The organism is Methylophaga sp. UBA1464 (assembly GCF_002325665.1).
GTDB lineage: Bacteria > Pseudomonadota > Gammaproteobacteria > Nitrosococcales > Methylophagaceae > Methylophaga.
This window is the reverse complement of record NZ_DCSO01000013.1, coordinates 37276-39064: the sequence shown is the minus strand read 5'-3', so window position 1 is coordinate 39064 and position 1789 is coordinate 37276. Positions and strand designations below refer to the sequence as shown.

Annotated in this window: 2 protein-coding genes and 1 pseudogene; all 3 read left to right on the top strand. The window is 44.9% G+C overall.

Translation table 11 applies throughout. From position 1 onward, the window contains the following. Nucleotides 1–721: flagellar hook-length control protein FliK (locus B3O33_RS01390; RefSeq protein ID WP_292362783.1), on the top strand; the 721-nt coding region annotated here is incomplete at its 5' end. Continuing rightward, nucleotides 718–996, top strand: a complete 279-nt coding sequence (locus tag B3O33_RS01385) for an EscU/YscU/HrcU family type III secretion system export apparatus switch protein (protein ID WP_292362307.1) — start codon at nucleotides 718–720, stop codon at nucleotides 994–996. The genes B3O33_RS01390 and B3O33_RS01385, both read left to right, overlap by 4 nt. Before the next feature lie 211 nt (nucleotides 997–1207). Beyond that, nucleotides 1208–1789 (top strand): annotated as a pseudogene (locus tag B3O33_RS01380) (GGDEF-domain containing protein); the annotation flags it as partial.

Genomic DNA, 1789 nt, shown 5'->3' with positions numbered 1-1789 from the left:
CGAAATTCGTAATGCCCTGATAAATTTGCTCAATCAGCCTTCCGCTTTGCAACAGCTTCCATCACATATTACGAACGCTCTTATGGCAAGTGGTCAAACTCCGGCCCAATTATTAACCATGTTGCTGGCTGGTCAAGGACTGGCTGGCAACACCAGTCCCAATGTTCAGAATCTCAACCTTCAGAATATATCTGTTCAACAAAGTACTCAAAATGCACAATTTCAGGCTGGTGTGAACGAATTAGCCAGATTACAGGTTTTACTGCGCGAAGTAGAAACGGCGATTGCCAGAGTTCAGATGAATCAATTGAATATGGTCAGGGAAGCAGATAATCCCGCACAGCCCCAAGTCTGGTTGATGGATGTGCCCTTACGTGACAAACAACAGTTGCAGTGGATGCAGTTACAATTGCAACGTGGAACAAAGCAGGATGAGCAAGATGCAGAACAGTGGCAAGTGACACTCAATCTGGAAACACAAAACCTGGGGAAACTGCGCGCTTCAATTGCTTTGCAGACAAATAATGTCAGTGTGTCATTAACTGCTGAAGATCCAGAAGCGGTTGCGCTGCTGGAAGACAATATCGGTTTATTGCGTGACAAGCTATCAGCACTGGATTTACAGGTTCAGCGGCTCAGCTGCCATTGTGCGCCGGTAGAGTGGTTATCTCCGGTTGCGCAGACTGACTCGTCAGATGCATTACTGGATATCTCAGTATGAAACAACAAGCAGAGCCGTTACGTGCTATTGCATTGCATTATGACGGAGACAATGCACCCACAGTGACCGCCAGCGGCGAATGCGATATTGCTGCTGAAATTATTCGCATTGCTAAACAGCACAATATTCCCCTTCGTGAAGATGCCGTTCTGGCTGATATGCTGAAAGAAATGCAGCTGGGGGAAGCGATACCTGAAGAGCTTTATCGAGTTATCGCAGAAGTGATTGCTTACGCATATATTATTTCGGGTAAATTCCCTAAGGACAAAGGCTAAATTCCAGTACAGATTAATCTGCGTTAAAGCATTATTACTGAGTTTGAGGCTTGTTTTTTTTTCAATACTTTACAAACAGCATTACAAAAATCTCATTAAGTGTTGATTTTAAAATATAAAACCGCTATTTTCATTTGCGTGTATCTTGAAACCGGTCATAAAGAAACCGCATACAAACCAGATGAATAAACTTCTAACAGTTGAGTCACCGATGTCAAGGACATCTGAGCAGAGCCTGACGGCACCGATATCTGCTGCGGAAGTGAGTGACTTGTTGGCTGCGCGGATTCTGATTAGTGGGACACGGCTTTCTGATCTGGCTTTTCTGCAAACCATGTTGTCGTTGAGTGGCTTTACCAATATCTCCACTGCCAATGGCCCGGAAAAACTCATGCAAATGCTGAGACAGGCCATTTCTGGTGACCTATGCGATATTGATTTGATCATCCTCGATTGCCGCTTGGGTGAATGTAATGCCCGGGAACTCCGGTTGAAGTTGGATCAGTTTGATGAATGGCGATTGATTCCGGTTATCGCACTGACAGAAAAATCACAATGGAACCATAATCAGCTATTAACGGATTTAGGACATGGTGTCACCTCACTTTTATATCGCCCGCTTACCGCTGAGTCATTGCCTCCCGCGGTCATGACAACTTTGGCTGCCAAACGTGAACGTGACCATTATCATCTCCGTCAGCAGCAGATTGAAGATGAAAATGCTCAGTTGCGAGTCATGGAAGCCAGACTGCAATTTTCCGTTAATCATGACGATTTAACCGGATTGGCATGC

Coding starts and splice junctions, on each gene's coding strand:
- B3O33_RS01385 (WP_292362307.1), top strand. CDS start 718: ATGAAACAACAAGCAGAGCCGTTACGTGCTATTGCATTGCATTATGAC.